This window comes from uncultured Tateyamaria sp., from assembly GCF_947496075.1.
In the GTDB taxonomy this organism is placed as follows: domain Bacteria; phylum Pseudomonadota; class Alphaproteobacteria; order Rhodobacterales; family Rhodobacteraceae; genus Tateyamaria.
This window is the reverse complement of sequence record NZ_CANMBJ010000004.1, coordinates 511,333-537,792: the sequence shown is the minus strand read 5'-3', so window position 1 is coordinate 537,792 and position 26,460 is coordinate 511,333. Positions and strand designations below refer to the sequence as shown.

The 26,460-nt window shown below is 58.1% G+C and carries 25 protein-coding genes; 19 read left to right on the top strand and 6 right to left on the bottom strand.

All coding sequences use genetic code 11. The features are described from left to right. Nucleotides 1-68: 68 nt before the first annotated feature. Nucleotides 69-1,502, top strand: coding sequence for a c-type cytochrome (locus tag Q1A51_RS15075; protein WP_299600235.1), 1,434 nt, complete (start codon nt 69-71; stop codon nt 1,500-1,502). 582 nt (nt 1,503-2,084) lie between these two features. Here the strand turns inward: Q1A51_RS15075 and Q1A51_RS15070 are convergent. After that, nucleotides 2,085-2,765, bottom strand: coding sequence for a GntR family transcriptional regulator (locus Q1A51_RS15070; protein WP_299211633.1), 681 nt, complete (start codon nt 2,763-2,765; stop codon nt 2,085-2,087). A gap of 378 nt (nt 2,766-3,143) precedes the next feature. Here Q1A51_RS15070 and Q1A51_RS15065 point away from each other — a divergent pair, with 378 nt between their 5' ends. From Q1A51_RS15065 to Q1A51_RS15025, 9 genes are all read left to right on the top strand, one after another. Next, nucleotides 3,144-4,127, top strand: a complete 984-nt coding sequence (locus Q1A51_RS15065; protein ID WP_299600231.1) for a TRAP transporter substrate-binding protein — start codon at nt 3,144-3,146, stop codon at nt 4,125-4,127. Between the two features lie 86 nt (nt 4,128-4,213). Next, complete coding sequence (locus Q1A51_RS15060; protein WP_299600229.1) at nt 4,214-4,708, top strand: TRAP transporter small permease subunit; 495 nt, start codon at nt 4,214-4,216, stop codon at nt 4,706-4,708. Continuing rightward, nucleotides 4,705-6,015 carry a TRAP transporter large permease gene (locus tag Q1A51_RS15055; RefSeq protein WP_299600226.1) on the top strand — a complete coding sequence of 437 codons (1,311 nt, stop codon included), beginning with the start codon at nt 4,705-4,707 and terminating at the stop codon, nt 6,013-6,015. Before Q1A51_RS15060 ends, Q1A51_RS15055 begins: the two co-directional genes overlap by 4 nt. Before the next feature lie 67 nt (nt 6,016-6,082). Next, the gene (locus Q1A51_RS15050; RefSeq protein ID WP_299600224.1) at nt 6,083-6,826 is read left to right on the top strand and encodes a 3-oxoacyl-ACP reductase family protein; all 744 of its coding nucleotides are present in this window, start codon (nt 6,083-6,085) and stop codon (nt 6,824-6,826) included. Continuing rightward, nucleotides 6,823-7,143: a cupin domain-containing protein gene (locus tag Q1A51_RS15045; RefSeq protein ID WP_299600222.1), complete on the top strand. Its 321-nt coding sequence runs from the start codon at nt 6,823-6,825 to the stop codon at nt 7,141-7,143. The genes Q1A51_RS15050 and Q1A51_RS15045 overlap by 4 nt, the downstream gene beginning before the upstream one ends. 277 nt (nt 7,144-7,420) lie before the next feature. Beyond that, nucleotides 7,421-10,450: a hypothetical protein gene (locus Q1A51_RS15040; protein ID WP_299600220.1), complete on the top strand. Its 3,030-nt coding sequence runs from the start codon at nt 7,421-7,423 to the stop codon at nt 10,448-10,450. A 146-nt stretch (nt 10,451-10,596) separates the two neighbouring features. After that, nucleotides 10,597-12,624 carry a CTQ-dependent glycine oxidase GoxA gene (gene goxA / locus Q1A51_RS15035; protein WP_299600217.1) on the top strand — a complete coding sequence of 676 codons (2,028 nt, stop codon included), beginning with the start codon at nt 10,597-10,599 and terminating at the stop codon, nt 12,622-12,624. Beyond that, nucleotides 12,621-13,715 (top strand): glycine oxidase maturase GoxB, encoded by a 1,095-nt coding sequence (goxB, locus tag Q1A51_RS15030; protein ID WP_299600214.1) that lies wholly within the window; start codon nt 12,621-12,623, stop codon nt 13,713-13,715. The genes goxA and goxB overlap by 4 nt, the downstream gene beginning before the upstream one ends. Nucleotides 13,716-13,790: 75 nt before the next feature. Next, a complete protein-coding gene (locus Q1A51_RS15025) occupies nt 13,791-14,825 on the top strand; it encodes a zinc-binding dehydrogenase (RefSeq protein WP_299600211.1) in 1,035 nt (344 codons plus the stop codon). A 4-nt stretch (nt 14,826-14,829) separates the two neighbouring features. On the opposite strand, the gene Q1A51_RS15020 is transcribed toward Q1A51_RS15025, so the two are convergent. Further along, complete coding sequence (locus tag Q1A51_RS15020) at nt 14,830-15,666, bottom strand: nitroreductase family protein (protein ID WP_299600209.1); 837 nt, start codon at nt 15,664-15,666, stop codon at nt 14,830-14,832. Between the two features lie 129 nt (nt 15,667-15,795). Between Q1A51_RS15020 and Q1A51_RS15015 the strand changes: the two genes are divergently transcribed. The 9 genes from Q1A51_RS15015 to Q1A51_RS14975 are packed head-to-tail and all read left to right on the top strand — an operon-like array spanning nt 15,796 to nt 22,406. Further along, nucleotides 15,796-16,509, top strand: coding sequence for a 2Fe-2S iron-sulfur cluster-binding protein (locus Q1A51_RS15015; protein ID WP_299600206.1), 714 nt, complete (start codon nt 15,796-15,798; stop codon nt 16,507-16,509). Continuing rightward, entirely contained in the window at nt 16,509-16,841 is a 333-nt protein-coding gene (locus Q1A51_RS15010; RefSeq protein WP_299600204.1) for a succinate dehydrogenase, read from the top strand. The genes Q1A51_RS15015 and Q1A51_RS15010 overlap by 1 nt, the downstream gene beginning before the upstream one ends. After that, nucleotides 16,838-17,188, top strand: a complete 351-nt coding sequence (locus Q1A51_RS15005) for a succinate dehydrogenase (RefSeq protein ID WP_299600202.1) — start codon at nt 16,838-16,840, stop codon at nt 17,186-17,188. Before Q1A51_RS15010 ends, Q1A51_RS15005 begins: the two co-directional genes overlap by 4 nt. A gap of 1 nt (nt 17,189) precedes the next feature. Then, on the top strand, nt 17,190-18,947 hold the full coding sequence (locus Q1A51_RS15000; protein WP_299600200.1) for an FAD-binding protein: 1,758 nt from the start codon (nt 17,190-17,192) through the stop codon (nt 18,945-18,947). Further along, the gene (locus tag Q1A51_RS14995; RefSeq protein ID WP_299600198.1) at nt 18,944-19,426 is read left to right on the top strand and encodes a hypothetical protein; all 483 of its coding nucleotides are present in this window, start codon (nt 18,944-18,946) and stop codon (nt 19,424-19,426) included. Before Q1A51_RS15000 ends, Q1A51_RS14995 begins: the two co-directional genes overlap by 4 nt. Nucleotides 19,427-19,436: 10 nt before the next feature. Continuing rightward, entirely contained in the window at nt 19,437-20,393 is a 957-nt protein-coding gene (locus Q1A51_RS14990; RefSeq protein WP_299600196.1) for a fumarate hydratase, read from the top strand. Beyond that, complete coding sequence (locus Q1A51_RS14985) at nt 20,390-20,989, top strand: short chain dehydrogenase (RefSeq protein ID WP_299600194.1); 600 nt, start codon at nt 20,390-20,392, stop codon at nt 20,987-20,989. The genes Q1A51_RS14990 and Q1A51_RS14985 overlap by 4 nt, the downstream gene beginning before the upstream one ends. Nucleotides 20,990-20,992: 3 nt before the next feature. Further along, nucleotides 20,993-21,652, top strand: a complete 660-nt coding sequence (locus Q1A51_RS14980; RefSeq protein ID WP_299600191.1) for a fumarate hydratase C-terminal domain-containing protein — start codon at nt 20,993-20,995, stop codon at nt 21,650-21,652. Nucleotides 21,653-21,659: 7 nt separating this feature from the next. Next, complete coding sequence (locus tag Q1A51_RS14975) at nt 21,660-22,406, top strand: sulfite exporter TauE/SafE family protein (RefSeq protein ID WP_299600188.1); 747 nt, start codon at nt 21,660-21,662, stop codon at nt 22,404-22,406. A 7-nt stretch (nt 22,407-22,413) separates the two neighbouring features. On the opposite strand, the gene Q1A51_RS14970 is transcribed toward Q1A51_RS14975, so the two are convergent. From Q1A51_RS14970 to Q1A51_RS14955, 4 genes are all read right to left on the bottom strand, one after another. Beyond that, nucleotides 22,414-23,157 (bottom strand): sulfite exporter TauE/SafE family protein, encoded by a 744-nt coding sequence (locus tag Q1A51_RS14970; RefSeq protein WP_299600186.1) that lies wholly within the window; start codon nt 23,155-23,157, stop codon nt 22,414-22,416. Next, nucleotides 23,154-24,053, bottom strand: coding sequence for a LysR family transcriptional regulator (locus Q1A51_RS14965; protein ID WP_299600183.1), 900 nt, complete (start codon nt 24,051-24,053; stop codon nt 23,154-23,156). The genes Q1A51_RS14970 and Q1A51_RS14965 overlap by 4 nt, the downstream gene beginning before the upstream one ends. Before the next feature lie 394 nt (nt 24,054-24,447). After that, on the bottom strand, nt 24,448-24,786 hold the full coding sequence (gene pth2 / locus Q1A51_RS14960) for an aminoacyl-tRNA hydrolase (RefSeq protein WP_299600178.1): 339 nt from the start codon (nt 24,784-24,786) through the stop codon (nt 24,448-24,450). 446 nt (nt 24,787-25,232) lie between these two features. Next, nucleotides 25,233-26,201 (bottom strand): helix-turn-helix domain-containing protein, encoded by a 969-nt coding sequence (locus Q1A51_RS14955; RefSeq protein WP_299600175.1) that lies wholly within the window; start codon nt 26,199-26,201, stop codon nt 25,233-25,235. Nucleotides 26,202-26,460 lie beyond the last annotated feature (259 nt).

Genomic DNA, 26,460 nt, shown 5'->3' with positions numbered 1-26,460 from the left:
TGTTTTCGACGGAAACCCCCAACCTCCCCGTATTAGAAGTAGAACAAACAGGTGAGGTCGCCATGTCCATGAGTTTTCGATCCCGCGTGCTTTTGGCTTTAATCGCCGTCCCACTTCTTTCCTTTTCGGCTTTTGCGCAGGATAGAGCAGTAGCCCTCCGCGACATCACCAATCAACAAGTTGATGAGCGGCGGTTGCGCGAAGCTGTCTCTTCCAGAACACTCACCTGGCTGACGGGCAGTTCATCCAACAACGACTACATCTCAGTTGGTCGTACGGCCAATTTCTTTGGTTTCGTGGCTCTGCGTGTTTCCAGCGGACAAAGTTTGACCCGCAGTGCGGTTGCGCAAGACACGCTGGCTGTCCTGACCGACGACCAGCGTCGCGGGCTTGTTGCACTGCTAGAGGATCAGAAGCCAGCGCACGAGCGGACCCTGAACGCGCGCCATCAGATGAATCGCGCGCTTGAGGATATGCTGGTTGGAGAAGTCATTTCTGAAGAGGCCTTTCTAGAACTTGGTCGTGTCTACGGCGCAGCCGAGGCCGAGCTTGGGCGGGTCATCGGACAGCGGCTGGGCGATGTCGCCCAGACATTAACCCCTGATCAGCAGATGGCTCTGCACGACATTAGAACCGCGTACATCTCGGGTCAGGGTGACCAAATCACCCGGCAACCTGCACGGTTGCGTCTGTCGCAAGAAGACAAGCAAGAGCTTGTGAACCTTGCCGCCCGCCTGCTGAGCTGGACCACAGGCTCGCAGGAGTTCAATGACTTCGAAGTCGTCGGAAAGCCCAGTCAGCATTTTGGATTTGTCAGCTTGCGCATAGAATCGAACCACGGTGTGCAGCGTGGCTCTGTTGCGAATGAAGTGTTGGCGTTGTTGAGGCCAGATCAGCAACAGATGCTCGACGCAGCTGCCATCCAGAATGCTGAGGTATTTGAGGATTTTCTCGCAGTGCGGGCGCAACTGATGCGGACGCTTGAAGGTGCTTTGTCCGGTGCCACAATTGATGCTTCTCAGGTCGCGCAGATTGGCGCATCCGTGGGAGAGATCGAAGCCAGCATGACCTGGGCGCAGGCGTTGGCCATGCTGAACGTAAGAAACAGTCTGTCAGATGCTCAGTCGGCTGATCTGTTGGCCATGCGCGCCAAATATACGGGCACTATATTGGACACGCTTCCAGATGATCCTATTGAACGCGGGCGTCAGCTATTCGCCCAATGCGTCTTGTGCCACAGCGCAACGGGCGAGTTGGCGGTCGGACCCGACCTGACCAGAATTGTGGGAAAACGGATCGCCGCTGACCCTTCGTTCGAAGGCTATTCTCCTGCGCTATCTGCATTTGGACACGCGCAGGGTGCTTGGAACGAGGCGCTCCTAGATAGTTTCTTGAAGTCACCAAAAGCACTCGTGCCAGGTACGTCTATGGGTTTTGACGGGTTTGACGCGGAGCAAGACAGAGCAGCCTTGATTGCCTATTTGAGATCAAGAGAAGACTGACGGGACAGTCGCACCGATAGCTTATCGAAGCCCGTTGGGCGGAACTGGGAGCAGACATTCGCCGCCATGCAGCATTTTGGTCGGAACGGGCTCAAAGCCGCCATCTAACGGTATTGCTCGGTTGAATGGTGCTGGTCACGCTCCGCGCGGGTCCTTGCGAGTTGTCTTGAGAAACGTTCAATATCTATTGCGCAGTTCGCGCGCTTCGCTCCAACTGATAGCAGGCCAGCCGTCAAGCTTCATTTCAACGCGGGCGCCCGCAAACGAGTACGGGTAGTGCCACTTCCCGACGCTCACGCCCTGTTTTTTTGATATAGAGCCCGCCGCCGTCGCCGAGCAGGCCGGGCCCCGCGCTTTTGATGGTCGTTACGTGCAGCTTGTTCTTTGCCATTCTGAAGTATCCGCCGGTTTTTTAAGGAACAACATGAAGGAAAGCGAAGCCCTTGAAGCCAAAGGCATTGAAATAAATGAATTTTTCCACGGGAAACTTGGCGCAGGGAATCTCAAGAAGGTGCATGAAAGGGACTATGATGCCTTTTCTGGGCGCCAAAAATCCCCTCATCCTCGATCCGCATCGTGTGTCTATTCTTCGAAATAGCCCTTATGCGTCGTATAGATCGCGTCGATGATCGGGTCGAGACGGTTAAGGTGTTGGCGCAGAATGCGATCAGCGGCCTCCGCATCCTGTCCAAACAGCGCCTGCACCAGCCCATCGTGATCTTCGTACAGCGTTTGCATGGCCTCAGTGCTGGTGAGTGACAACATGCACAACCGGTCGACCTGTGCCTTGTTTGCAGCGATCATCTCGAATGCAAAGGGGCGGCCGGCCGACAGACAAAGCAAGCGGTGAAAGTCGTAATCCAGATCATGAAACGCCTTCGTGTCCTCCGCCGCAATTGCATCCCGCTGACCGCGCAGACTCGCCTTGAGATCGGCATCGAATGCCACGTTCCGTGACTGGGCGGCAGTGCGTACCACCTCAAGTTCAATGGCGGCGCGCACGAACCGTGCATTTGCAATCAAATCGCGCGAGAATGGGCGAACAATCGTGGCCCGTTGGGGCCTGATCAGCAGTAGGTTGAGATTGGCAAGCCGCGTAAACGCCTCGCGCACCGGCTGGCGTGAATATCCGAAAGACTTCGCAACATCCGTCTCAGAAATCTTTGTACCGGGAAGCAGATCAAGCCCGACGATTCGAGCAAACAATTCGTCGAAGATGCGGTCCGTGCTGGTGATGCGATCGACGGTCTCTGTGGATGCCATTGGTGTTCGTCTTTCCGATATTCGATTGGCGCATTTTGCCAAAGATACAAGGCTTGGGAAGCCCCCATTTCTGTATACCAGACAACATCTGAAACAGCGCTCCGCAACGTTGAAAATAAACAGATACCGTAAAATGTAAACTTTCTTGTTGACTAGTATGCAAGTTTTCGTGTTGCCTATCTTCACTTCAGGAAGGGACGGGACAACCGGGTCGATAGGAGTGAAGTCTCGTGGGATTTGCAGTGGCCAGCAATCAACGGCTCACTCGGCTCCACATGATTCAGCTTAAGACCCGCAAGCCTACGCCTTCCACTATGGTTTCCGTCTGAGGAGGACGGCAACCGCACAGGAAGACCAGAACATGAATGGGAGGCTCACATGTTTAACTTTTCACTGAAGGCAGCGACCGCTGCTGCTGTCCTGATCGGCGGCGTTTCCATCGCGCAAGCCGACGTAACCTTGCGGGGCGCAAGCATGTTCGACGAAGAACATGCGTTCACTCAGACCCTGCGCGAATTCGAACGGCTGGTTGCCGATAAATATGACGGTGAGGTCGCATTCGATCTGCGTCTGAACGGGGAACTGGGCGTTGAATCCGACTATGTGACGTATCTCAATCAGGGCGTGGCGGTCGACTATACGATCCTCGCACCGTCCAACATGGCCGTCTTTTCGGAATCGATTCCATTGATGGACATGCCTTTCCTGTTCCGGGATCTCGACCATTGGAACGCGGTTCTGTCATCGGACGCGCTGCAACCGCTTGAGGCTGATCTGCGCGAAGCTGCTGGAATTGTCATTGTTGGCTATCACGGCGGCGGTGTGCGCAACCTCGCCTCGGCCGAACCAATCACCAATATGGAAGAACTCGCCGGTCACCGGATGCGGGTGATGGGTGCTCCAATCCAGGCACAGACATTCTCAGCCGTGGGTGCCGCGCCGTCGGCCATCGCGTATAACGAGGTCTACAACGCCATCCAGACCGGTGTGATCGCAGGCTTCGAAAACGAAGCGGCGTCAATCCAGAACCTGAAGTTCTACGAGGTTGCTCCGCATATCTCGTTGACACAGCACACCATCACAGTGCGTCCCATCGTGATGTCGGCCAAGATCTTTGACGGTTTGCCCGCCGATCTGCAGGCTGCCATCATGGATGCAGGGGCCGAGGCCGGTGCATTTGGTCGTGCCCTTGAAAGCGGGCAGGACGGTGAAAAGCTACAGGCGATGGCGGACGCCGGCCAGATCAAGGTTCACGACTTCGCCGGACGTGAAGAGATGCTCGAACTCGTGCAGCCGGTCCAGGACGCTTATGCTGCAGAGCTGGGTGCAACCGAACTGCTTGAGCGCATCCGCGGGATGTAATTTCATGATGACGGACGGCACCTTTCGGGGGTGCCGTCCGTCGGCTCTTTGACCCGGTTTCGGGACACTCCCGCATAGGACAGAACATGGTTGGACGACTTCTAGACCGATTTTGCATCGGTCTTCGTATCTTGCTCGGCGTGCTGATGGGCGTTCTGGCCATCCCGGTCGCGATGCAGGTAATATCTCGGTACACCGGCCTGATCCCTACGTATCTGTGGACCGAGGAACTGGCGACATTCATCTTCATATGGATCGTCATGATCGGATCAATGGTGGCTGTCTGGGATGGCACACACTTCGATGTGCGTGTGATCCCGGATGCACAGCGCCCCGTGCTGCGTCTGATCCAGAACGGCATTGTTCATCTGGCGATCCTCATATTCGGGCTGATGTTTGCAATCTACGGGATCGAATACGCCGAGTTTGGCAGCAACCAGCGTTCAGTGATGATGCGCGCCAACCTTCTGATCACCCACATTTCCCTGCCCGTTGTCGGCGTGATCTGGTCCATTTTTGCCAGCTACCGACTTGCGCAGGAATTCCTGGCATTCCGCCAACCCGCCGGAGCGACCCAATGATCCTCGACACTGCCACAGCGAGCCTCATGCTCATTGCGGGCTTCCTCATTCTCATCCTGATCCGGATTCCTGTGGCCTTTGCGCTTGGCCTGTCCACGGTGCCAGTTGTCCTGATCGAATTGCGCCTGACGCCGTTCATCGTGCTGGACCGGATGTTCCAGTCATACAACTCGTTCATCCTTCTGGCCGTGCCGTTTTTCCTGCTTGCGGCAAATCTGATGAACAGTGGCAAAGTCACGGATCGGTTGATCGAACTGGCCCGCGTGCTCACGGGCTGGCTGCCCGGCGGACTTGGGCATGTGAATGTGGCCGTTTCCATGTTGTTTGCCGGTATCTCCGGTTCATCCACGGCGGATGCTGCCGGGATTGGCAAGATCCTGATCCCCGCCATGCAGAGGGAAGGGTATGACACACGCTTTGCCGTCGCGATCACCGCCTGTTCGTCCGTGATGGGGGTGATCATTCCGCCGTCCATCCTGATGATCGTCTGGGGCGGTGTGATGCAAGTCTCGGTCGGGGCGCTGTTTCTGGGGGGCGCCATACCCGGGGTGATGATCGGACTGGCGCTGATGGCGACGGTCTATGGCTTTGCAAAGGTACGCGGTTATCCCGTGACGGCGCGGCCGGACTGGCGTGAATTCCTCGCAGCCTGGAAAGGGGCCGCTCTCGCGCTGCTTACGCCGATCTTCGTGATTGGTGGCATCGTGGGGGGCATCGTTACGCCAACAGAAAGCGCCATTATCGCAGCGGGCTATGCCCTGATCCTGGGCATGTTCGTCTACCGAACCGTCAAGCCACGCGATCTTGGCTTCATCCTGTACGACACAGCGCGGTTCGCTGCGATTTCCCTGTTCGCCATCGGCACTGCAACGGCCTTTGGCTGGCTCTTGTCCTTTTACAATGCGCCGCGCCTGATCGTCGGTATCCTGACCGCGTGGGACTTCGGCCCGTTTGGCACCGCCTTGGTCATCGCTGCACTGTTCCTGATCTTCGGGCTGTTCATCGATGCAATCCCGACAATCATTATCCTTGGCACAGTTCTGATGCCGGTGGCGCAGGCCGGCGGGGTCGACCCCATCGCGTTCGCGATCATCGGGATCGTGTCGCTGGCGTTCGGATTGGTGACACCGCCCTACGGGTTATGCTTGCTGATCTCATCAGCTATCGGCGGCCTCAACGTGGTGCAGGTGCTGCGCGAAGTGGCAATCATACTGGCCCCAATGCTGGCGATCCTGATCCTCCTCGCGGCGGTTCCCGACATCATATTGTGGCTTCCCAGAACCCTCATGCCCGGGGCATTCCCCTGATCCCGTGAACCTCATTCATCCCGAACCCCCGGGCCGCATAGCGCCCGCCCTGACAGGAGAGAGCTTTATGAAACTTGCAGGCAAAACCGCGATCGTGACCGGAGGTGGCCGCGATATTGGACGTGCCGTTGCCGTGAAACTGGCCTCCGAAGGGGCCAATGTCGCCATCAACTACTTCGCTAGCTCAAAGGGCGCAGAGGAGACGGTGGCGCAGGTCGAGGCGGTCGGCGGCAAGGCCATCGCGATCCAAGGTGATCTGAACGAGGCGACCGATGTTGATGCACTGGTGACCAAGACGGTCGAGACCTTCGGTGGCATAGACATCCTCGTGAACAATGCCGGGGGCCTGATCGCACGCAAGACCATCGCCGAGATGGACGTGGATCATTGGAATGCTGTCATGTCCCTGAACCTGACAAGCACTTTCCTGATGACAAAGGCCTGCCTTGCTCACATGTCGCAAGGGGCCATTGTCAATCTTGCCAGCCAGGCCGGACGTGACGGGGGTGGGCCAGGTGCGGTGGCCTATGCCACATCCAAGGGGGCCGTCATGACCATGACACGTGGGCTGGCCAAGGAACTGGGCCCGGATATCCGCGTCAACGCGCTTTGCCCCGGTATGATCGACACCGATTTCCACAACATCCACACACCCGACGCAGGCCGCCGCGGGTTCGAAGCGAACGCCCCGCTCAAGCGGCAGGGCCATGTCGAAGATGCCGCGAACCTCGTGCTGTTCCTCGCCTGTGATGACAGCGCCTTCCTGACCGGAACAAACATCGACATCAACGGCGGCATGCTGTTTTCATGACCGGCACTCCGAACCACCCGGTCGTTCAGACGGGCGAGGGCGTCACACGGCAAGTGCTGGCTGACCACCCCGAGATGATGGTGGTGGCCTTCCGCTTCTCAGCGGAAGGCGCCATCGGCGCGTTGCATGATCATCCCCACGTTCAATCCACCTATGTGGAAAGCGGGCGCTTCGAATTCACGTTGGGGGATAAAAAGCGCGTTGTTGGTCCGGGGGACAGTTTTGTCATTCCATCGGGGCAGACACATGGCTGCGTCTGCCTCGCGCCCGGGACGCTGATCGACAGCTTCACGCCCCGGCGCGACGACTTCCTGTAGGGTTACGCCCCGCACGGGGCGTCGCCCTTTGGCTCAAACGGTGCGGTGGCATCACATCAAACCTGAGCCGTTTGAGCCAAAAGCTCCGACCGATCACACGAGTGACGATGAAATCGTGAGTCGTTGATATGCCCTGTAAGACAACTGCAGACGACCTTGCTCAACACCATCAGGCCGGGCACAGAACCCCACTGTAACAATTCTTGACACCAAAACAGTTTGTCAGAACACGTTTTGCGGGAATACTGTTTCGCATAGACAATCTGGGGGATTGCTGATGTTCCGGGCACGTATTTTCGTTTTTGCATTGCTTTTACTGCTGCCAACGGTCAGCGCGACCGCAACATTCGCAGCAGGTGAACCGACCCAATCCCAGCCCGCCGATCTTCCTCTACCGTCCAGCCTGCCGCTTATTGACTACGAGAGGGTGCTGTTCCCCTGGATCGCCAAACGCGAATATGTCGGCCTCGGTTGGAACCGTGACAAAAGCTGGAGAGATACCGGCCCGTTCGTATTCAATATGAGCTTTGGGATTCATCCCGCAGTGCGCATGTACTATTCCCCCGAAATCATGTCCTGGCTGGAAAACGGCCGCGAAGGCGCGATTGCAGATGGCGCAATCGTCATCAAGGAAATGGTGAATCCACCGTCTGCCAAATACAACGAACATCACGCGGCGCTTGTCGAAAAATACAAGGATGACCCCGAAAAAGTCGCCAAGGAAATGGCCGACTATGCCTATGACACCGGCGGGCTGAATTGGACGGTCATGGTCAAGGACAGCCAGCTGTCGCATGGCGGATGGTTCTTTGCCTCGGTCTATTTCGCCGGCAAGGATGACATGAAAGCGCGCAAGCCGGTCATCGACAATTTCCAGCCGCCCTACAGCCCACCGCTCGGAGCGGGCGGCGACGGGATGTGTATGCGCTGCCATGCGTCTGCGGCCGAAGAGCTGATCTTTTCCGCACTTGAGAACATCGAAGGATATCCGGGCGAACCGTTGATCTTCCGCGTCGATGAAAGCTGGCGAGACCTGCCAAAACAGCAAAAACCTGCATTCGGTGTGGATCTGACGACGTTGATCAAAGCCTATTTGAACGATCCCCACGATCCGGCTGCCATGCGCGCCGCACATGTGGCGGCCGCAACCGCGTCTCCCGTCGATCAGAACCCCGAGTTCACCGCCATGTTCCCCGGCACGGGCGGGGTCGATATTACGCGTGCCAACTTGCAGACCCTGCCAAGCGAATGGCTGGACCATGTGCCCGCCCGCCCCAATGACACCCAGCATTTCCTGACCTCCGACAACTGTCTTGGATGCCATGGCGGCCTGGGCGGCGCGCCATCAGGCGTGACCATGTTCATCAAGAACGGCCCGGACTATGGCGATGGCTACAACATCTCGGAATACGGCGAATGGCGCTGGTCCCCCATGGGTCTGGCCGGGCGCGACCCGATTTTCTATGCGCAACTGGAATCAGAGTTTGCGCTGCTGGACCAAGCCGGTGTCGGCGACTTGTCCGGCAACCTGGGCACGACATGCCTGTCCTGTCACGGTGCCATGGGACAGCGCCAGCTTGAGATTGACGCACATGCCAATCCCGATCTCGGACTGGACGGCAATAACTTCAAACCCGAATACGTCCTGTTGCATGACCCGCTGACGCTTGAAGAAAAAGACCAGCAAATCGCGGACGGCACTTACCCCTATCACGAATATGGAAACCTCGCGCGCGAGGGCATCTCGTGCGCCGTGTGCCACCACATCGCGCCGCCAGAGCGGGCGGATGGACAACCGGATTACAACAAACTCGATACCTATCTGATGAACGGCACAACCGGGGTGTTCCGCATGAACGCTGCGGATGAATTGATCGGCCCCTATTCTGACGTCCGACAAAAGCCGATGCAGAATGCGATGGGCATCACGCCGCTGCACAATGATTACATCAAGGACAGCGAGATGTGTGGCGCCTGCCATACGATCAACCTGCCCAATGTGGATGCCGCAACAGATCAGCCGCTGCCCGGGTTCACACCTGCCGAACAGGCCATCCTCAACGACTCCGCAAAGAATGCGGTTGCGTTCCTGAAGGATGAGTTTGGCGTCACCTATCGCGAGCCGCTGGTGCAGTTTCAGCACTCGGTTGAACAGGCGACATTCATTGAATGGCAGAACAGTGAATTCGCCGATGCGGGCACGGCGCAGTCCTGTCAGGACTGCCACATGAAAAGCAACTTCGAAACTCTGGATGGGACGGTGAATATCGAAAGCCTGACCACGCAAATCGCATCAATCCAGGACACCAACCTGCCCGAAGTGCCCAACGCGCTACCGCATGAAGAGATCGATGTGCCGTTCCGCGACACCTACAAACGTCACAACTTTGTCGGTCTCAACGCCTTCATGGTGAAGATGTTGTCGCAATTCGACGAAGAGATGGGATTGGGTCCCAAGGATCCAATGACTTACGCGACAAACGGCGCGCAACTGGCACTCGACACGATGGCGCTGCAGGCGCGGGATGAAACGGCAGATGTTGCAATCGAAAGCCTGACGGAAAGCAACGGCACGCTCGAAGCCGTGGTCAGCGTCGATAACAAGACCGGTCACCGTCTGCCATCCGGCGTCGGCTTCCGCCGCGCATTTCTCGAAGTTCGAGTGACCGATGGCAGTGGCACGCAGCTTTGGTGTTCCGGTTGCACAAACGGCGCCGGGGTCATCATCGGACCAGACAAACAGCCCTTGAAAACCGAGTTCCTGGACTTTGTACCCGAAGGCGCGACCGAGGCACTGTATCAGCCACATTACAATCTGATTGATGATGAGACACAGGTCCAAATCTACGAAGAGCTGACGCAGAACGCCAAAAGGGAATTCACGACCAGCTTCGTCCATCGGGTCTATCACCCGAAGGACAACCGGTTACTGCCATGGGGGGCAGCCGAACCCGGCACGGAAGCGTTCGTGAAACGGTTTGGCACGTCAGAGGTCACAGCCGCCTTCATGAAGGCAACAATGCCAGAAGGCCGGGCAGAGCATGATGAGGGCGTGAAAGCGGGAAAAGATGAACTGACCTACAAGATCGCGCTGCCATCCGGTGTCGACGCCAAGGATGTGACCGTCGCGGCCACACTCTATTCTCAGGCCATTCCGCCCTACTACCTCAAACAGCGCTTTGAAACGGCACCAAATGGTCCGGCAACACAGCGCCTGTACTATCTGGCCAGCCGCCTAAAAACCAAAGGTACATTGATCGAAGATTGGAAGCTGAAGATACAAGGGGACAGTGCTCAACTGCGCTAAAACCCCCATGCGCTTGCGTTTGTAAACGCTTTGCTTGGTCAAACCCGCAATTGCATTTTATCCAGCCGAACGACACACCTTATGGTTGATTTTTTGAGCCTTTGCGTAGACGCTTGTCTCGAAGGAATTTTTTAAAGAGGTGTATTGTGTCAGATCGTTCAGATTTCAAATCCCGTCGCCAGTTTCTTGGCATGGCGTCAAGCGCAGCATTGATCGCAGGGGCACCTTGGCCCGCGCGGGCGAACATAAATACACAAAATGTCTACGAACTGGCAGCATCCGACGCTGCTGTTGCCAAAGTGCGGATTTACCCCGCGCTGGGCATTTGCCGCGTGGGGGGATCACCAAAATGGTTTTATGCGCCCGAAGTGCCGGGTCTGCCACCGCAGCCCGAGGATGGAAATTTCAAGGACGGGCTTGAGAAGGTCAAAAAGCAGGTCCAGCGCTTTCGCGTCTATGCCTTTGACGCAGAGGACAGGATCATTGGCGAAGTCACGGGCGAGGACATCACGTGGGGCGTCCATTTGGCCAACACAAAGGCGAACTGGTACGGGTTCAACAATCCTCTCGACAATGGTGATCTGGCCCCCGGCCTGCCTTCGCAAAAGCGCAATCAATACTTTGTCACGAATGCGGACCGCGAAGAAAACCTGATCATCGACGGTGGCGCGCGCGAAATTTCGGGACTTGGCACCAATCAGGCTGGCAACGATTCCAACTACCAATTCGAAGGGACGTTCTGGGGTGGGCAGGCTGACGCAATCTCGGTCGGTTTGGGTCAACTTCGCACCGATGATGCCGGGCGCTTGCTGGTGGTCCCACCGGACGGCGTGTCCAATTCACCCAGCAATGCCGCAATCACAAGCTTTGCAGACAACAACGCTTGGCATGACGATTGGTGCGATGGACCGGTCACCGCGCTGGTGCAAATTGGCGATCAGATGCTTGAGGCTGAACCGTCATGGGTGGCCTGTGTCGGTCCAAACTTCGCGCCGGAAATTCCCCCCATTACCACGCTCTATGACTTGGTCGCCGACCTGAACGTGCAGGAAGGTTGGTCAGACGCGCCAGCGCTTCCGATCTCATTCATGACATACATCTACCCAACCTTCAGGCGGGTTGCGTTGATGGAGTGGGTGACACAAGCCGCTAACTTGCGTCAGGGCTGGATGGCGATTGGAGACCTGAGCGACCCTGCCTACGTGGCGCAACTTGCTGACCCGTCGCCAGAGAATGCCGCGTTCAGACAATCCATTTTCGATCTGTTCCGCAACCCTTACAACCTGACTGACACGTCCTACATCGAAGAACGACTGAAGATCCCCTATATGCTGGGCGACGGCGTGAATTATGACGGCAGTCCCCTGCAGTGGTTCCAGTTCCCCAAATTGCAATATGACTATCTAGTTGCTTGGGCGGCGGGTGACTTTGTCGACGATTATGACGGACAATTCCCCGAGGATCCGATAGCAGACTACCAAAGCTTCGATGACATCCCGCTCGAATTGCAGCCGGGGGCGCTGACCCAAGCCGCGCTCGAACCCTGTTCCGGAGGGGCGTTCCATCCCGGGGTGGAACTGACCTACTACCTGCGGCTCAAAGAGATGTATGCGCGCAACTACGATGAAACAGCTGAACCATTCCGCATCGCGCATGGGGATCGACCAAGCCTGAACCAGAACCTTGGCCGTTTGTTGACGCCCGAGATTGCATTCGGAGGATTTGAAGATACGCCGCCCGCAATCGGACCACAGATGGCAGGCGACCTGACCCGGTGGATGGGCCTGCCATGGCAATGCGATGCGTTCAGTTGCCAACAGGTGCTGCTGCAGCAGAACTATCCCACCGCCGTGTGGTGGCCAGCCTTGCTGCCCATCGATGTGTTGCCCGAACCCTACTACGCCGCCAGCCTTGATGAGACCCTGACCGAAGCCGAGCGGGACAAGTTCCTTACAAGCCGGGTCAACTGGTCGCGTGGCGTCGCAGGCATCGGGTACCACGCCAATTCCAGCTACTGGGATGGGATCACCAACATGATCACTGTGTGGGAACGGATGGGGTTTGTCGTCAGGATGCCGTCACCCCAAGGTGATGTGTTTGTCGAGATGCAGCACGCCGACAACATGGAAACCCGGTTCGATTGGAACCCGAGCCAGGGGATGTTGCCCAATTGATCCATCAGGTTGCCGTCCTCGGGGGCGGGATCGCGGGGGCCGCGGCTGCGTTGCGTTTGGCGCAGGGCGGCCTACACCCCGTTTGGATCGCGCAGAACCGGCAGGATACCTTCAAACCGGGCGAACACCTCAGCGCCGCCGCCATTCCGCTGCTGAAAACACTCGGATCAGACGCGATGCTGCGGTCCGAAGTCCACCGGCATGCCCACAGCACCTATTCGGCTTGGGGCAGCGACATGCTGGTCGAACGCAATGCAATCGTTCATCTCGAAGGCCCACCTATCGTCCTGGATCGCGGCGCGTTCGAGGATGCCCTGACGGCACAGGCGGTCGCTGCGGGTGCCCAACGGATTGAACAGGACGTTGGCAACCTGCGCGTTGCCGACGGGCTTTGGCACCTGGATGCCGGTGACAATCAGATCAAGGTGGGTTTCGTGTTCGATGCCACCGGACGGAAGGCAATTGTCGCATCAAAGTTTGCAACCCGGTTTCAAGCCGACAAACTGAGCTGCCAATACGCTTTGTTCACCAGCTCGGCGCTGGAAGACCCAAGGCCCGTCACACTGATCGAGGCCGAAGCGCGCGGATGGTGGTACATGTCCGTCTTGGCTGACCAACGCGTCATTGTGAACTTCTATTCAGACGCGGACTTGCCCGGGTTTGACAACGCGCAGCTCGAGGAAAATGCGCACCGTACCAAGGCCATATCAGCCTATCTCTCGGACTACGGTTACCGGATAAGCGGCGATGCCAAGCGGATCACGACAAACAGCAGCTGGATCGCCCCCGCCATCGGCGCTGGGTGGGTCGCGATAGGAGACGCGTCCGCAGCGTTTGACCCTCTTTCGTCGCACGGCATGACAACTGCACTTTGGTCCGCCATACAAGCTGCGGATGCGTTTGTCGCGCAGGATCGGGGCAAGATGCACGCCTACGCCGAAAGTGTTGCCAAGGGGGTCGAACAGTATCTGACGGCATTGCATCAGGTCTACAGCACCGAACAACGATGGGTGGATCGCCCGTTCTGGGCACGCAGGGCCGGCACATATGCCAAAACAGGCAAGGTGCCGAAGGCTGAGAATACTTTTTGATTTCTTTTGCTTGGCGGGTAAACGGGTCCAAGGGCAGATCATCTGCCACATTCGAAACAGCTTCCGGGTGTCTCCATGCGCGCAGCCGTCGTCCGCACATTCAGCCAAGACTTGTCGATCGAAACGGTGGCCGACCCGGTTTGCCCCGACAACGGCGTCGTTCTCGAGGTCGCGGCCTGCGGCGTTTGCCGATCCGACTATCACGGATGGACGGGTGAACATCCTCGCGTCCAAGACGGATCGATCCTCGGCCACGAATACTGCGGCACGGTGGTCGATGCGGGACCACATGCGAAACACGCGCTGGGCGACCGGTTGATCGCACCTTTCATCCTGTCTTGCGGCGACTGCCCAGCCTGCCACACCGGTGTGTCCAATACCTGCGAAAACCAGGTGGTGCCGGGCTTCGGGGTGCCGGGCGCCTATGCGGAATACGTGGCCGTGCCATTTGACCACAATCTCGTGCATCTGCCCGATACGATGACACCCGCGCTGGCCGCCGGTCTGGGATGCCGGGTGACCACCGCGTGGCATGCGCTGACCGATCGGGCCAATGCGCGGGCAGGTGAATGGGTGGCCGTACATGGCACCGGGGGCATTGGCCTTGCCACGCTGCTCTTGGCCAAGATGCTTGGGGCACAGGTGGTTGTTGTGGACGTGGTCGAGGAAAAGCTGACCCATGCCAAGTCCCTTGGCGCGGATGCAGCAGTAAACGCAGCCGATACCGACGCGGCCGCTGCGATCCGGGACATCACCGGCGGCGGCGCCCATGTGTCGGTCGAAGCCCTTGGGATCGAAGCAACCACCAACGCGTCGGTGGATTGCCTGCGCACCTTGGGCCGCCACGTGCATGTGGGTATGCCAGCGGGTTCCGGCATGATGCAGGTGAACATGCGGGCGATCTATACCAAGCAGTTGTCGTTCTTCGGCACACGCGGCATGCCTGCGTGGAAGTACCCGTCGCTCCTGTCGATGATCGAGCGGGGCGATGTTGACCTGAGACCCATGGTGGCGCGCGAGGTTCCCTTGTCCGGTGCCAGCGCCGAATTGCGGGCCATGCATGGCCCCACCCCGCCGGGCACCGCTGTCATCACCAATTTCCAAGCCTAGCGTCCTAGTCGACGCAAAAGCCCCGCCTGCGCAGATACGCGCCAAAACCTGCACGTTCCGGCCGGCTGTATTGGCGCACCTTGTCGTCTGACCAAGTGTAGTGCTCCGCTTCTTCGAACGCTTCGACAAAACGCTGCTTTGCATATGGCTGCGCTTCGGCACGATCTGCGTCATAGGCGTGAACCGCGTCGCGCAGACCATCCTCCTGATACCGATCCGCATGGCACGTGACGCTCAACGGCAGTCGCTTTGCAATCTCGGGCGCCTCGCTCGGATACCCCAGCGCCAGACCGGCGAAGGGAAACACGTGATCCGGCAGCCCGAGCAACTCAGATACGGCTTGCGCGTCGTTCCGCACGGCGCTGATTGGGCAGCATCCCAAGCCCACCGCTTCAGCCGCTGTAACGAATGCACCAAGGGCGATGGCCGCATCTGCCGTCGCATTGATGACCGCATCCATATGATCATTGGCAAACGGCACGTCATGCCAGGTGTGCAACAACCGCTGACGCCGGTTGTTCCCGCAAAACACCAACAGCACAGGCGCCTGCGCGACCCACGCTTGGCCGGACACAAGCTTTGCAAGCTGTGCGCGCGCTTCGGGTGATTTCAACACAACGATGTCGCGCTGCTGCAGGTCACTTTTGGTGGGCGACGCCAGCGCAATGGCGCAGAGCGTTTGCAACAGATCGTCCGGAACCGGTGCCGCTTCAAAGGCGCGGCACGACCCGCGGGCCGCCATCGATTGCAGCAGCGGCTCCTCTGACATCCCCGTATCGGGCGCGTCCGAATAGCGTTCGGCCAATGCAGTGTTCAGGTCTGGTTCGGAACTTTGTGTCATCCAGCCATCCGGATCGAATAATTGTAAGCTTTTCTAACAAGAAGCTTCAGAAATTATCGCACTCATTAAGCAATTCTGTAAGCTATACTCTGACACGAAACATGCAGCCCGGGAAAGTCCCAGCCAACCATGACAGCACATTCGCTCAAGGTAACCATCGAACGTGGCCCGGACACGTGGGATGTGTTCGACGTGCCCGCATACGAAAGCCAAACCGTGCTCGACGTTGTGTCTTGGGTGCAGCAGAATGCCGACCCAACGCTCAGCTACCGGTTTGCGTGCCGTGTGGGGATGTGCGGCAGTTGCGCAATGATGGTAAACGGGGTGCCCCGGTGGACCTGTCGCACGCACATGTCCAAGGTCCTCAAGGACAACGCGGTTACTATTGGCCCTCTGCGCAATCTGCCGGTGGTCAAGGATCTGGTCGTCGATATGGACCCGTTCTTTGACAAGTGGGTCGGGGCCGAAGGTGTGCATCATGGCACCCTGACCCGCGACGACCCAATCGCCCCGGTAGACGAAACCAGCGAAGCACGGGTCGAGGCAAATGCCGGGATCGAATGCATCAATTGTTCGGTTTGCTATGCGGCCTGTGACACCGTTGCGGGCAACCCCGACTATCTTGGCCCGGCTGCGCTGCAACGCGCATGGACCTTGCTCAATGACGCAAAGGACGAAGGGCGCGTGGCCATCCTCGACGCTGTTTCGGGCAGTGGCGGTTGTCATAACTGCCACTCGATGGGCTCCTGCACCACCTACTGCCCAAACGATCTCGACCCGATGTCCGCCATCGCCGGTCTGAAACGCGAAACGGCCAAGTCGTTTTTCCGGAGGGGCCGCTAATGCTGAGCTTGCGCCTTTACATGCTGCAACGGATCACGGCCCTCCTGATGGCACCGCTGGTGCTCGGCCACCTCGCCGTGATGATCTATGCAATCCAAGGGGGGCTAAGCGCCGCCGAAATCCTGGGTCGAACCCAAGGGTCCATCGCCTGGTTTCTGTTCTACGGCCTGTTCGTTGCCGCCGTGTCGATCCACGGCGCCATCGGCCTGCGCACGGTTGTGCATGAGTGGGGCGGTTTGAAAGACACAGCGCTCGAGGTATTCATGTGGGTGGTGGGCTTTGCCCTCTTCGCACTGGGGGCACGGGCCGTCTGGGCCGTGACATTCGCATGAGGGCCGCAGGCATAACATCGCGGGTGCATCCCCTGTGGCTCGCCTATATCCTGCACCGGCTGTCGGGGCTCGGCCTCGCCCTGTTCCTACCCTTCCACTTCTGGATCCTGTCGCTGGCCCTGACGAACCCCGCGCGGCTGGATGGTTTTCTGGCGCTGACAGACATCGGAGCGGTCAAACTGGCAGAGGTCGGACTGGTCTTTCTGCTGGCCGTCCACATGTTCGGCGGCCTGCGCCTCATGGCGATGGAATGGCTTCCGTGGACGCCTCCGCAAAAGACGCTCGCCGCAGGTGCGACGGCCCTGTCCTTCCTGATTGCCACGCTCTTTCTGATGCAGGCGGTGTGACATGAAACTGAGCGATATCGAACGCCACGACACAGACATCCTGATCCTCGGCACCGGGGGCGCGGGCCTCTTCGCGGCGCTGCACGCACAACAGACCGCCCCCGAAGGCACCAAGATCAGCATCGCCGTCAAGGGGCTGATCGGCAAATGCGGCTGCACCCGCATGGTGCAGGGCGGCTACAACGTTGCGCTGGGCGGCGGCGACACGGTCGAGCGGCACTTCATGGACACGATCCAGGGCGGCAAGTGGCTGCCCAATCAGGACATGGCGTGGCGCCTGTGCGAACAGGCCGTGGTGCGCATCCGCGAGCTGGAGAACGAGGTCGGATGCTTCTTTGATCGCAATCCCGACGGGTCGCTTCACCAAAAGGCATTCGCGGGCCAGACCGCTGACCGGACCGTGCACAAGGGCGACCTGACGGGAATCGAGATCATCAACCGCCTGATGGAAAAGGTGCTGGCGAGTGGCGTCGAGAAGATGCAAGAACACCGGGCGGTGGGCCTCATTCCAACGAAAGATTGCTCCGCGCTGGCGGGCGTCCTGATGATCGACATGCGCACCGGACGCTTTCGTTTGGTCCGCGCCAAAACGGTGCTGATGGCCACGGGCGGTGGCCCAACCATGTACAAGTATCACACCCCCTCGGGGGATAAGACGATGGACGGCCTCGCCATGGCCCTGCGCGCAGGCTTGCCGCTGCGTGATATGGAGATGGTGCAGTTTCATCCCACGGGCCTCCTCGCTGGTGACCATACGCGCATGACTGGAACGGTGCTTGAGGAAGGGTTGCGCGGGGCAGGCGGGCAGTTGATCAACCACTCCGGCCAGCGCTTCATGTTCGACTACGACGGCAAGGGCGAGCGTGCCACCCGCGATGTCGTCAGTCGCGGCATCTATGCCGAGATGCGCAAGAACAACAATCCGGATCAGGAGGGTGTATTCATCTCCATGTCCCACCTTGGCCCGAACTGGGTGGCTCAGAAATTCAAAGGCATGGTCAAACGCTGCGCCGACAGCGGCTTTGATCTCGCCGCGGGCAAGGTCGAGGTGGTGCCGACGGCCCACTACTTCATGGGCGGTGTCGTGGTCGATGTGGACACGCGCACCGCGATGGAGGGGCTATACGTCGCAGGCGAGGACGCAGGCGGCGCGCACGGATCAAACCGGCTGGGTGGCAACGGGGTCGCCAACTCCACCGTCTACGGCGGCATCGCGGGTGACACGATGGGCCATGACGTGGGTGCGATGACGCTGCGCGACCCGGACGAGGACGTGCTGGCCGCCGAATTCGAACGCGCCACCTATCCACTGACCCGGAAACCCGACCTGATCCTGCCCCTGCGCAAACAGCTTCAGGAGTGCATGTGGGAAGAGGTCGGCGTGATGCGGACCGAGGCGGGGATGAAGCGCGGGCTCGATGGCATTGCGCAGGTGTCGGACGCGCTGATGAATGTAGGCGTGGATGCCAGCAATCTGGCCTTCAACCTCACCTGGCATGACTGGCTGAATTTGCGGTCACTTTGTGATATCTCAGAAGTCATCACCAAGGCCGGAATCGCTCGCGAAAACTCCCGTGGGGCGCATTATCGCGAGGACTTCCCCGAAGACGGCGGGTTGGAGAACAGCGATTTCACAGTCGCGACCCTCGAAAGCGAAGAGGTCAACGTCACCCGCGAACCCGTTCAATTCACAATCGTATGTCCCGGCGAAACGATCTTGCCAGAGGGTGAACCAGAAACGTTGGTGGCGGCGCAATGAACCAACTAACTGATCAAATTCGAGCTGCTGTCCTAGATGCCGACGGATCTTGCAGAGACGTCAACTTTGTGGGTGTGGAACACGTCTGTATCAACGAAGTCTACAAGTACTTTGACGAGCATTTCAAAACCATCAAAGTGTTTGACCAAGACGGTAAAGACGTTGCTTTCGATCAGCTTTCAGAACCTGCCTGTTCCACCTCTAGCGCGTTACTCATTTTACTCCAATCGGGAAGAGCAGTTTTTGGGCAAGCGCAGTGTTACGTCGAATGGATGGATGACGGCAGTGCGGATGTGGAATTCACTTTCTTTCCAGAGGATGTCAGCGATGTAACCGGTGTTCTATCTTTTCTCTATGATCTCAAGATAGAACTGAGAGCAACTCGGTTTTGGGTCAGATACGAGGATGCTCAATGGACTCCAGAAACGGAACGCGAACTCAGCAGTGTAATCTTCGATTCAGCAGAAACGCTAACTTAGGTCTCACGTCATGATCCCCATCTCCCTCATCCAATCCACCGCCGAGGTCCTCATGGACAAGGCGGCCATCGAAATCCCGCAAGACTACCTCGATGGACTGCAACACGCGGCCAAGACCGAGGATGGCGACCTGTCCTCCTTCGTCCTCAAGGCCATGCTCGACAACTACGAAGCGGCCAAGGAAGACCGCCGCGCCATGTGTGGCGACACCGGCGTGCCGCGCTGGTTCGTGAAGATGGGGAACGACGCCCGGGTCGAGGGCGGCATGGTCGCGCTTGAAGCTGCTCTGCGCCGCGCCACGGCCAACGCCACCAACGGCGTGCCCCTGCGCCCCAACCGCGTGCACCCGCTGTGGCGGACGGATCACGACAACAATGTCGGCATTGGCGCGCCCGAAATCGAATACGGGTTCGAGCCGGAAGGCGAATGGATCGACCTGATCACCGTGCACAAGGGCGGGCTATTCGGCACCGACTACCGGATGCTGTTCCCCAGCGACGGCATTCAGGGGATCAAGCGGTTCTACCTCGACAGCCTCATGGCGTTCGGCAAACGCGGCCTCGCCTGCCAACCGGCCATCATCGGGATCGGCCTGGGCGGGTCCAAGGATATCTGCATGACATTGGGCAAACGCGCTTCGACCCTACGCATCGTGGGCAGCCGCAATTCCGACCCGCGGATCGCCGAGATGGAGGATGAGTTCAAGGACCTCGGCAACTCCATCGGCATGGGCGCCATGGGCTTTGTTGGCAAGAACATGGTGATCGATTGCAATATCGAGGTCGGGTACTGCCACACGGGCGGGATGCCTATGTCGGTGCACGCCTTCTGCCTCTCATCCCGCCGCGCCGTCGCGCGCATTCATGCTGATGGCCGGGTGGAACATCGCACCGATCCCGACTGGTTCACTGACTACCAGCGCCGCGAAACCGTTGAATGGGAACCACAGCGAGAGGCCGCGGAATGAAGGTCCTCGTAGTTGGTGCAAATGGGGACATCGGTCAAGCTGCCTGCGACGCCTTGTCTGAACGCAACGAGATCATCCGGGCCGGGCGGTCTTCGGGCGATGTTCAAGTCGATATCTCCGATCCCACTTCCGTAGCCGAGATGTACAAAAAGGTCGGCCCATTGGATGCGCTTGTTTCTACAGCAGGCGATGCGCATTTTGCGGCACTTGTGGATCAGACCAAAGAAACCTTCATGATCGGTCTCACCCAAAAAGTGATGGGTCAGGTCAATCTGGTTCTGCAAGGCTTGGATCATCTGAACGACGGCGGTTCATTCACTTTAACAAGCGGTGTATTGGATCGAGATCCGATCCCGATGGCCACAAACGCCGCCGCTGCCAATGGGGCCTTGGGTGGCTTTGTGAAGGCCGCCGCGCTTGAGATGCCACGCGGTTTGCGCATCAATGTGGTCAGCCCTGAAGTGCTCGAAGCCTCCATGCCCCGCTATGGCAACTGGTTCAGAGGGCATATCCCGGTGTCGTCGCAAAAGGTCGGAGCGGCATATGTGAAATCCGTCGAAGGTGCCGTGACGGGCCAAGTTCTGATCGTGGAGTGAAACATGCGCGAAATCGTTCTATCGACCACCCCAACCGGTGAGGCCATTGCCGACCTGCGCCTCGGTGATGTCGTCTACCTCGATGGCCTGATGTACACAGCGCGCGAGGGTGTCTACATGCGCGCGCTCGAGGACAAGGCGAACATCCCGATGGAATTGCCCAGCCAATCGGCGGCGAATTTCCACTGCTCGCCTGCCGCCCGCATCAACCCCGATGGCAGCTTCGATATGGGGGCCGTCACCGCCACCGCCTCCTTCCGCTTTGCCAAATGGCTGCCGGAATGGATGGCCAAGACCGGGGCCAAGCTGATCGTGGGCAAGGGCGGCATGACGTCCAAAGACTACAAAGAATACTTCGTCCCAAACGGAGCCGTCTACCTGTCCACGGTGGGCTATGGCACCGGTGCCTTGCTGGGTCGCGGCGTGGAAAACGTCGAAGCGGTGCATTGGAACGAGGAACTGGGCCTGGCCCAAGCCATGTGGGTCATCAAATGCAACCGCATGGGACCCTTCATTGTGGCATCAGACCTGAACGGCGACTGCCTGTTTGAGCGCGAAAACGCCAAGATTGCCGAAAACGTGGCCCGGGTGTACGAAGGCACCAAACCGGCTGTCCTCAAACGCTACGGCGAAAGTGACGACCGCACGGACGAGGTGATCTGAAGCATCCATGCCCGACCTGTTGCTGATTGCGTTTGCAAGCGCCGTTTTACTGCTGGCAGGCACGGTGAAGGGTTTTATCGGGTTGGGGATGCCGACAGTGGCCCTGACCCTGCTCACATTTCAGCTTGATACCAGGTCTGCCGTGTCGTTGGTCGTCGTCCCCATGCTGCTCAGCAATGTTTGGCAGTTCTCGCGTGGTCCGGACAGGCTCGGGTGTGTCAAACAGCATTGGCGCTATGCGGCCATTCTGACCCTGTTTGTGGCCGCAACCGTCTGGTTCAGCCAATCCGCACCCGACATATTTCTGCGTGCGACCTTGGGTGTTTTCGTTCTCGCGTTCTGCTTTCTCAGCTGGCGCAACATGGTGCCTCCCATCCCGGCGCACCGGGTGCGCTTGTTCGAAGGGTTAAGCGCCGTAATCGCCGGTTTGATCGGAGGCTTGACGGCCGCCTGGGCCCCGCCCTTGGTCATGTATCTGACCGGCCTCCGGCTCGACCGCGACGCCTTTGTACAGGCACTTGGCTTTCTGATCTCGGCAGGCAGCGTCTCGATCTTTATCATGTTTGTTGCCGTAGGACACAGTTCGGCCCCGGATCTGGCAGTCTCCACTTTCTTGCTGATCCCGGCGCTTATCGGTTTTTCAGCAGGCGAGCGCTTGAGGCACCGGACGAACCCGGAACAATTCAGGACACTCTTCCTGGCAGCGTTTTCGGTGTTGGGTGCAAATCTGGTTTTGGGCGCGCTCTTGGGCTGACACACGCCTACGTCAATTCGCTCAAAAGCAGACCTGCCCCCATCGCAAGGGTCAACAGGATCAGCAAGCGACGAAAGCCGATATCGCTCAGCCGGCGAAACACCATGATCCCAACCTGTGCAGCGACCAACCCGCAGGGAATTGTGATCATCAGCGCATTCACCGCAGCCTGATCATACGCCCCCTTGAAGAAAAGCAACGTGACCGTCGTGCTCAGAATGACCATGTTCAACGGCTGCATGACAGCGCGCGTCTCGGATTTGGTCCACGGGCGCACAGACAGCCACATGGCAGGCAAAGCACCCGACACACCAGCCGTACCGCCAAGGACACCGCCCAGAAAACCAACAATCACGTCAATGATGGGGGTCCTGCGTGAAAATGACGGCAGCGCCGCGCGAAAACCAAAATATCCGCCGTAGACAATCAGAAACACGGCAATCCCGATGCGCAGCGTCCCGGTGTCAATGACATCCAACAACAGCAGGCCAAGCGGCACACCCGCAAGCCCGGGCAGGATGAAACGGGCCAAACGGTCCGGACGGGCAAAGATGGACGCACGCACAATCCACAGACCTTGAAGACCCACCAGCACGGACATCAACGCCACGATGGCAACAGACGTCGTGGGTGGCAAAACAACCAGGTAAAAACCCAGTGCAAACAATGCGGTGCCAGTGCCGGACAAGCCGTTGATGAAACCACCCGCCGCAGCCCCCAGCGCAAGAAACAGGATCATGTCCGCGGTCATACGGTATCTGTGCCCTGCGGTCGCACAGCCGCGATAGCCCCGGCCAGGGCATCGAAAATCTCATCAACGGCCCGCATCTTGATCTGATCTTCCGGGAAGGCCAACCCAAGCACCCGGGTCGGTGCGTCGGCACCAAGGCTCAATCGCTTCACGGGTACATTCTCCAACGGTTTCACGGCAAGATCGGGCACAATCGACACACCCAGGTTGGCATGCACCATGCTGACAATGGCTTCGGGCGTATCCAATTCCATTGCCTCGGTCACGCGGATACGCTTCGACCTGATCCAATTGTCAATCAAGACCCCCAGCACCGCATTCCGGTTGAAGCGGATGTATGGTTTGGTCGCAAGCAACCGCATGGGGTCATCTTCCTGCTCTTCCATGGCAGCGATCAATTGCATCGGCTCTTCAGTCAACGGGCGAAACACGATGCCCACGGGCATGAGGTGAGGTTTGGTGATGATCGCGGCATCCAGATGGCCGCGTTCAATATCGGCCAGCAATGTACCCGTCAGCCCGGGGCGGATGTGCAGGCCCACCCGTGGAAACCGGCCTTTGAATATGGCCATGGCCTGCGGCGTCAGCCCTGTCAGCGTCGTGCCAAGGGCGCCCAGTTTCAGCACACCGCTCAACCCACCATCGGCCAGCACGGACGGAACAAGGGTGTCATAATCAGAAATCAGCTTGCGCGCCTTTGCCACAACTTCATGCGCAACGGGGGTCAGCTCGGGTGTCCGCGTTGAACGGTTGAACAGGGCAAGGCCCAGCTCGGCCTCCAACGCGCGCATTTGCTGACTGACAGCGGCATGGGTGACGTGAACGGCGTCTGCCGCAGCGCTAAACGTCTTGTTGTCCGCGACCGCAACAAGGGTGCGCAGCAATCGAATGGTCATGTCACCCGCACCGCCTGAAAGTCAGTCTTTCAAACTCCATGGCTAGCGTCGCAAAGCCGAAAGATCAAACTGCAGCCCGAAGCGGACACCGCTGGAATGGCCCATACGTTAGATCTGCGGGACGAAAGCCCGTGCATTCAGATCACAGACCAGACCGGAATCAAGCCGAAGGCGCCGGTCCAACACAAGCCCGTCCCGGCGGGCTGGTGTTTCGGCTGCTGCCCCGAACAGAATTTCTGTGGAATGTGCTTGGCGACCCAAAAGCGCTACCAAATGAGCGGTGCGACACCACCCCACGGGCTTGCGTTGGTCAGGCTCAAGGTCCGCAGTGCGGGACAAAGCGGACACATGCAAGTGCCTTACAACCTGTCTTTCCGACGAAGGTTTGACAGGATCAAAGAAGGGCCATGTCACCAGTCAGAGTGTCAATTTCAGCATCCGTCGCCGGGCCAATACCCAAGCAAGTGATTGTACCCTGTGCAAGAAGCGTCTTACCAACATCTCGAATGAGGCAGGCAGGCAATGACTTGGTTTGCGCTTCGGAATGCAATTTCTCCAACTCCAGTTTCGAAGCGCATTTAAGCACAATTTTTGGCATTCCGCATTCAAGCCAATCTTCCCGCATACTTTCTGCTGCAGCAAGAAAAGCCGATACTGATTCATGCGCAACCTGTACCGCGAGCTTGCCTTTAGGCAGTCTCAGCGCATCGTTCACGACAATAACCTGTTTCATTGAAACACAGTGCCCGCATTCCAGAGGCGCGACAACTCGATTGACCGCTTTGGAGTTGATAGTTCATTATTAGACTTTCAATTCCACTGAGGGCTCAAACCGAACTTGCGGAGGTAGCCCTTTCTCAGCCTCGATGACGGTTGTGCGGACGAAATTGACCTTCGCGGTATTTCCGTGGAGTTCCGCTTCATCACTTGCGGTCAGAATTCCTGCTTATCCCGGATTCGCTACGAGAACTTTCTCGACCGAAAATCCATCGGTTGCTCAGGGTGGTGGTTGCAATACTGGTAGCCGTCGAACCGCATGACTATCTGTCTGGTGTTCTGAAAGCCATTTCTGACGGACACAAACAAACTAACATCAACGAGTTGCCGCCCTGGAATCAACCTAAAACCGTGTAGCCGGCGCACCGCTTCCCAGGCAATGAAATCGGTAAACTAACAAAACTACCGAGATCCATATTGCGAGAGCCATTTCTCAAGGCGGCCTGGATCACCTTGGATCCCGAGAGCCATTTGACTCTTGTCTCCGCCGATTGAGGTCTGTCCAGCATAGGGAGGATTGAACAGGGTTCCTATGGCAGTGCCTGGTGCAAACCCAAAACGACTGCGGAATGCGCGACTAAACTGACTGGCGCAAAGAAATCCCCAGTGTTCCGCAGTCCGTGTTACTTCTCCGCGCTTCGGAGCTGCCTCGGCGAGATCGCTGAGCGCACGCTCTAGTCGTCTGTTTAGAATGTAGCGGGCGATACCGCCATACCCGGAAAAATCCCTAAAGACAGTCGCGCGAGACGCACCAAAAGCTTTCTGTAGAGTGGCGGCGCTGAGATCAGGGTCGCGCAGATTTCGCTCCAAGAAATCACGCATAGATCGAGCTCTGGCCTGCTGCATCTTGCTTTCGTTTTGTGACATCGCCCCACCTTCCAGCAGGCCGCGCACCAATCCGGCAAAACCTGAAGCGATACTGCTGGCGTCTTCGATGGTAGCTTGGTGAAGCTGAGAGTAGGTCGTCGCCATTGTGGAACTCAAGATGCGCCCTGCAGCGCTATCCAAACAGAAGTTAGTCTGAGCGTTCATTTGACCCGGCTGAAAATCAATGGCTGAGTGGGGCAAGTACACGCCAAGTTCCTGTACGTCTCTAATGAACATGTCGATGGGCCGAGAGTAGTCAACAACCGTAAGTGCTCTTCGAGCTGAGTTTTCAAACTCCCCGGAATTGCTGTTTAAGAGCTGGTTGCCCGTCGTAAATTTTATTCGGACAAACCCGGACACATCGCTGTCCAATTGGCGCCGATGTCGGCTCAGAAAAAGGTTGCGAGAACGTGTTTTGGAGAAAACGATGTTGTCGGATCTAAAAGCGGTGGTCTGGAAAAAACTCCGGCCAAAATCGCCGTTGAGAGCGGCAATGTCGTACATATCACGTCGCGATGCGCGCCATTGCTCAATTGCGGCTATGAAAGAGTGTTCAGTGGGCTTAATCCTGTAGTATGGCAAACTCATTTGCTGACTCCGGGGATCAATCCAAGCGCTCCAAATTGAACGCGCGCTCACCGACCTACTTGGACTACTTGGCCTCTTGCAATCGACCAAAACACATCTAGCACTTGTGCAATTCTGGTTGGACTACCCGACCATGCAGGCATCTCAGGTGCGGGTTCGAACGATGCAATCGCGA